At 63.5% G+C, this 5183-nt stretch carries 8 protein-coding genes and 1 pseudogene; 4 read left to right on the forward strand and 5 right to left on the reverse strand.

What is annotated here, in order from left to right; translation table 11 throughout:
• The 4 genes from EN884_RS25085 to EN884_RS25100 all read left to right on the forward strand — a co-directional run.
• Positions 1-453: manganese catalase family protein (locus EN884_RS25085; RefSeq protein ID WP_206617633.1), on the forward strand; the 453-nt coding region annotated here is incomplete at its 5' end.
• 318 nt (positions 454-771) lie between these two features.
• Positions 772-1380, forward strand: coding sequence for a DUF1206 domain-containing protein (locus EN884_RS25090; protein WP_063170782.1), 609 nt, complete (start codon positions 772-774; stop codon positions 1378-1380).
• Complete coding sequence (locus EN884_RS25095) at positions 1377-1769, forward strand: phage holin family protein (RefSeq protein WP_013525134.1); 393 nt, start codon at positions 1377-1379, stop codon at positions 1767-1769. Before EN884_RS25090 ends, EN884_RS25095 begins: the two co-directional genes overlap by 4 nt.
• A 56-nt stretch (positions 1770-1825) precedes the next feature.
• Positions 1826-2605 carry a hypothetical protein gene (locus EN884_RS25100; protein ID WP_244514438.1) on the forward strand — a complete coding sequence of 260 codons (780 nt, stop codon included), beginning with the start codon at positions 1826-1828 and terminating at the stop codon, positions 2603-2605.
• Between the two features lie 74 nt (positions 2606-2679).
• Here the strand turns inward: EN884_RS25100 and EN884_RS25105 are convergent, their stop codons facing one another.
• From EN884_RS25105 to EN884_RS25125, 5 genes and pseudogenes are all read right to left on the reverse strand, one after another.
• Positions 2680-3096 (reverse strand): c-type cytochrome, encoded by a 417-nt coding sequence (locus EN884_RS25105; RefSeq protein ID WP_063170780.1) that lies wholly within the window; start codon positions 3094-3096, stop codon positions 2680-2682.
• Complete coding sequence (locus EN884_RS25110; protein ID WP_063170779.1) at positions 3077-3955, reverse strand: cytochrome c oxidase assembly protein; 879 nt, start codon at positions 3953-3955, stop codon at positions 3077-3079. Before EN884_RS25110 ends, EN884_RS25105 begins: the two co-directional genes overlap by 20 nt.
• On the reverse strand, positions 3952-4293 hold the full coding sequence (locus EN884_RS25115; protein ID WP_063170778.1) for a hypothetical protein: 342 nt from the start codon (positions 4291-4293) through the stop codon (positions 3952-3954). Before EN884_RS25115 ends, EN884_RS25110 begins: the two co-directional genes overlap by 4 nt.
• Position 4294: 1 nt before the next feature.
• A complete protein-coding gene (locus tag EN884_RS25120) occupies positions 4295-4900 on the reverse strand; it encodes a cytochrome c oxidase subunit 3 (protein WP_013525139.1) in 606 nt (201 codons plus the stop codon).
• Positions 4897-5183, reverse strand: a pseudogene (locus tag EN884_RS25125) (cytochrome c oxidase subunit 4); the annotation flags it as partial. The pseudogene EN884_RS25125 and the gene EN884_RS25120, both read right to left, overlap by 4 nt.

Below are 5183 nucleotides of genomic sequence, written 5' to 3' on the forward strand. Positions count from 1 at the left end.
GTCTATGCCAGCGGCAATCTTGCCGCGGATATGGTCGCAAACGTCACCGCGGAAGGAAGCGGCCGCGTGCTTGCGACCCGCCTGTACAACATGACCAGCGATCCCGGCATGAAGGACATGCTGTCCTTCCTTATTGCGCGCGACACCATGCACCAACAGCAGTGGCTCGCGGCAATCGAAGATATGGGCGGACTGAACGCGTCTCTGCCGGTCCCCAACTCCTTCCCGCAGGAAAAGGAGCATCAGGACGTATCCTATGCCTTCATCAATTGCTTCGTCGAAGGTGTCGAACCAGCGCAGGGACGTTGGAGCGAAGGACCGTCGATGGACGGCAAGGGCGAGTTCTCCCTGGTCGCCGGTTCGCCAATGGGCGAGGAGCCCATCCTGTCGCCGCCTCGGCCAAGTTCCGGCGCCCAGAGCGAGCAGATGATCGACAGGCGGGCAGCCGAATAGGCAAAGATAGCAATGCCGGAGGCAGCCGGCACTCGGCTGTCTCCTGCTAGCGGCTCCTGCGGAGTCGGGCGCACCCGGTGGTACCGAGCAACTGGCGCTCCGCACGAGGGATAGCGCGACCCATTGGTGACTGGTGCGTGCCTGACGAAGCTCTCCATTTCCGCTTCGACATAAATGCTTCACCTAGGGAACATCGCCGGCTCCGCGAAGTTGGACAGCCACGGAGGACGTGCACATGAACAGTGTCATCTATCTTATCGGCGTTATCGTTGTCGTGCTGGCGGTCCTCTCCTTCCTCGGTCTTCACTAGGTGGCCCCATGCAGCATGAAAACGATCAGGGCGGACAGCCCACCGATTTCGACAAGACGAAAAGCGACGTTTCCGAAAGGCTTCGCCAGGAAAATGAGCGTGCCAGCGAGTTGCTTCACGACGCGCGTGATACGGTGACCCGCAAGGCTGGCGACTATGCATCTGAAGCCAGGGAGGTCATCTCCGACAAGGCGCAGGAAGCGCAGCGCGACATCGGATCGAGCCTGGCGGCGCTGGGCGGCGCACTGCGCGCGGCCAGTGACCACCTGGCCAACAACGATGAAAGGAACGCATCGAAGTTCGCATTGGATGCTGCCGGTGGCCTGGAGCGGCTTTCATCGTCATTGAAACAGAAGCCGTTCGGCCAGGTCCTGGAGGACGTGCAGTCCTTTGGCCGGCAAAATCCCGGTGTCCTGCTTGCCGGATCGGTATTGGCCGGATTGGCTCTCGGGCGGTTCATCAAGGCCTCGCCGCCGGCGGGTCCAGAATTTCAGGATGCGCCGGGAGACCTCAAATCCCACACCGATCAGGCACAGGGTTGGTCCGCTGATCGGTCGCAGGATTCGGGCGTCGTCGGCGATGATGGGGCCATGCAGAGCACGGAGCAGGACAGATGAACACCCAGGACAACCCAAGCCTTGCCGGGCTGATCACCGACTTGGCCCAGAATGTCACCACTTTGGTGCAAACCGAGGCCAGGCTGTTTCGGGCCGAGCTTTCTGAAAAGCTTGCCAAAGCCGGAGCAGGTGCCGCGGAAGTGCTGGGCGGCGCGATCTGCTTGCTCGCCGCGCTAATGGTGTTGCTGCAGGCACTCGTTATTGCACTGACGCGGGCAGGACTTGGCGCGGGGTGGTCTTCCCTGCTGGTCGGCGTGGTCGTGGCGGCCCTCGGCATTATCCTGCTGCGGACCGGGACGGCCAGCATGGCGCCTTCGGAACTTACCCCCGACCGCACCCAGGAACAGCTCAAGCGCGACGCGAGCGTGATCAAGGAACAAGTGAGATGACTGAGAAATCCGCAGCCGAACTTGAACGCGAGGCCGAGGCAGCCCGTGCGCGGGTGATGGAGACCGCCGAATCCATTCGAGGCAGGATGACGCCGGGACAATTGCTCGATGAGTTCACCGGGCTGTTCTCGGGAGGGGAGAGTTCGGCCATGCTCGCCAACCTCAGAACGCAGGTCCGAGACAATCCTTTGCCGGTCACTATGGTGGGCGCGGGTCTGGCTTGGCTGATGTTCGGCAGTGGTACCGCAGACACCGCCCGCGGTTCGGCTGGCTACTCAATGCCCTCGGCGCCGGGACGACATGATGAACGGGAACGTGGAGGCTTGGGCAGCACGCTTTCCGATGCCGCCGCATCGCTGTCATCGGCTGCCACCAGCGTCGGCGATACCGTTTCCAGCGCTGCAAGCAGCGCCGCCGAGGGTTTGACGGGCACCACGGCCACTGCAAGATCGGTGACCGGCGACATGGCGGCGAAAGCCGCCCGCTCCGCGCAAGATCTGTTGGAGAACCAGCCCTTGGCCATAGCGGCCGCGGGTCTCGCCATCGGCGCCGCCATAGGTGCAATGCTGCCCCACACCGCAACGGAGGATGAGCAGCTAGGCGCCTATGGCGACAAGCTTCGCGATACCGCCGAAACCATGCTCGACAGGGGTCTCGACGAGGCCAAGCAGGTCGCCGCCGAAGCCTATGAGACCATCAAGCAGGAAGCTGGCCGGCAACATATGGAAGCAGACACGATCGCCGATCAGCTCGGCGAGATCGTGAAGTCCACAGCAGACAAGACCGAGCATGCCGTGCGTGAACGGATATCCGATCCGTCTCAGCATCAAAGCTAGATGATCCTGGATCGGCGATAGTCGGTCTCTTCCACACAGGGTCGGCGTTGTCCGTCAAACGGTGAACCGCTCAATCATTTCAGAGCGTAGAGGTAGGCCGCGATATCGCGCGCCTGCTGCTCCGAAATTCGGGTCGATGGCATGGCCGTGCGCGGATTGATTTCCCTGGCAGACCGTATCCAGCGGATCAGGTTCTCTGGATTGTTGGCCAGCCCGCCGCCGATAAAGGTGCGGTCAGCAAGACTGGCGTCGAGGCGTGGACCGACCTGCCCTTGCGCGCCCGGCACGCCCGAAATCGTATGGCAGCCGGAACAACCATTCGCAGTCATGATCGGCATGGCGCGCGCAATGTCACCTCCCGTGGCCGCCTCCGCCTCGTGGCGGATGCGCGCCGCCTGATCGGACCACCAGGTCATTCCGGCCACGCCCGCAACGAGCAGCACCAGCGCGACGCTGGCGCCGGCAAGCAGCTTAGACAAGCTCGTAGGCATGCGCAGCCTCCCCCCTTCCGCTCGCCTTGATCCACAGCGCGGCCAGCAGCAGCGCTGCGCCGCCATAGATCAGTCCAGCGGGAACCCACATCACCAGCCCGGCAAGTTGCTGGTCTTCCAGGGGGCTCAAATTCCATAGTGCCGCACCCACCGCGTTCTGCGGGTACCAGAGCCGCGGCGAGAGCAGCAGGAGCACGCCAAGCAGGCCAGTGTGCAGCGAGGTGACGAAAAGATGCATCACTGCGGTCCCATAGGCATGCTGGCGGCCGGGACGCGGCAAGAGTACCCACCAGAACAGCAGCCCTGTTCCGAAGAAGCTCGCGTGCTGTGCATAGTGCATCACGCCGCGTTCGAGCGCGGCCTCGAACAACGCCGGAAGGTGCCAGATCCATATGGCCAGGCCGTGGGCAATGGTCGCGCTGAGCGGTCGAGTTACGAAAGACCAAACCGCATTCAGCCATCTGCCGTGCGCGGCCATTCCAAGAATGCGCCGGACCCCGGCGGGATATCCCCACATCAAGGCCGCAGCCGGGCTGGCGGAGACCAGCAGCGGCGCCGCCACGGCCATCAGCAGTTCATGCTCGATCATATGCGCCGCAAAGATCTGCTCACCGAGTGCATGAATCGGGCTGACCAACGCGGCCGTCAACACGCCCCATCCGGCCGTGAACAGCAGAGCCTGGCGCAGCCGCAAAGTCCTGCCGCGGCTGCTGCGCCGCCAAAGCCGGCCAGCTCCAACGACATATATCAGGGCAAGCACGGCAAGTGGCAGGGTGATGGGCAGCGCGAGCGTCCACCCGGCCTCGGGTGCGCCGGCGCCGTAGCAGATGGAAGTAGAGAACAGCCCGTCCAGATTCATCGCAGGCACTCATCCAGGATCAGCGCCGCGCTGCCTTGCATGAGGATCACAAGCGCAAACAGCAACGCCGACAGCATGCCGAGATTGGCGACGAAGCGCTCTGTGGCGCGCGTACGCTTCGGCTTGAATGCGGCACCGCCTCGCCGCTTCGCCCGCCACGACAGCGCCCCGCCGAGCAGCGACAACAAGACGAGCAGCAGCGCCACGGGAAGCACGACCGGCACCTGGCGATTGCATTGCCAGGGCACCAGCGCATAATTCAGCTGTGTCGAGACCGCCCACGCCAGCGGCCCTGACAGAAGACCACCCCAAGACGTTCCCAGGCGTAATGCACGCATCTCAGCCTAGCCTCGGCACCCAGTAGATGAGCAGATAGATCGGAATCCAGGTCAGGACCACGAAGTCCCAGTAGAAGACATTGTCGCCGACATCGCCGAAGCGACGGCCGCTATAGCCGTGGCGCGTGAACATCAGCACAGTCAGCACGATGGTGTCGCCGACATCGGTGATGAGATGGGTGGTGTGCAGCCCGAGCAGCACCCAGAGCATCGATCCATAGGCATTGGTGTCCCAATAGATGTTGAGGGCCGGGAATTCGAACCAGCGCACGACGAGCGGAGCGATGCCGAGCAGCGACATGACCATCAGCCCGATCCGCACCGGCACCATCGAACATTGCTTGGCATAGCGGTGGAGGATGTGGTTAGGCACAAGGCTGACGATGAACAAAATGGTGACGATCGTTCCGGGCCAATGGTTCGGGCGCGGTGCGCTGAGCGGCCAGTCTGGCCATGACTGCGCAAGGTAGAGATAAGCGCCGGCCGCCAGCGCGAAGCCCGTGCCTTCCAGCGCCATGAAACCCAGCGTGCCCCACCAGGTCGGGCTGCGCGGACCGTGCCCGAAGGTGGGCAGGCCAGAAAGATCGGCGGCGGCGCGCTGCTTCATTCCTCGTCCTCCGGATCGCCCTTGGGCCAGAACCATCCGATCAACGTGATGGCGATTGGCGCGGCGCCCCAGACGATCGCCCAGGGCGTGAAGATTGAATAGAGAAACGTGCCGCCGACGGCCAGCGCCGCTAAAAGCGGCCAGATCGAAGGGGCGGCCGATTTCTCGCGAATGTCGGGATGAGCTTCGGCCACGGTCGAGATGAGGAGTTCGCGCGCGTCGACGCGGAGCCCGGTCGCTACAGGGAGCGCCTCGCGCTCGGCCCAGAGCGGCTCGATATGAG

This window comes from Mesorhizobium sp. M7A.F.Ca.AU.001.01.1.1, from assembly GCF_004022735.1.
Classification (GTDB): domain Bacteria; phylum Pseudomonadota; class Alphaproteobacteria; order Rhizobiales; family Rhizobiaceae; genus Mesorhizobium; species Mesorhizobium ciceri.

Excerpts from the sequence above, each read along its gene's own strand:
- EN884_RS25090 (WP_063170782.1), top strand. The coding sequence starts at position 772 with ATGCAGCATGAAAACGATCAGGGCGGACAGCCCACCGATTTCGACAAG.
- EN884_RS25095 (WP_013525134.1), top strand. The coding sequence starts at position 1,377 with ATGAACACCCAGGACAACCCAAGCCTTGCCGGGCTGATCACCGACTTG.
- EN884_RS25100 (WP_244514438.1), top strand. The coding sequence starts at position 1,826 with ATGGAGACCGCCGAATCCATTCGAGGCAGGATGACGCCGGGACAATTG.
- EN884_RS25105 (WP_063170780.1), bottom strand. The coding sequence starts at position 3,096 with ATGCCTACGAGCTTGTCTAAGCTGCTTGCCGGCGCCAGCGTCGCGCTG.
- EN884_RS25110 (WP_063170779.1), bottom strand. The coding sequence starts at position 3,955 with ATGAATCTGGACGGGCTGTTCTCTACTTCCATCTGCTACGGCGCCGGC.
- EN884_RS25115 (WP_063170778.1), bottom strand. The coding sequence starts at position 4,293 with ATGCGTGCATTACGCCTGGGAACGTCTTGGGGTGGTCTTCTGTCAGGG.
- EN884_RS25120 (WP_013525139.1), bottom strand. The coding sequence starts at position 4,900 with ATGAAGCAGCGCGCCGCCGCCGATCTTTCTGGCCTGCCCACCTTCGGG.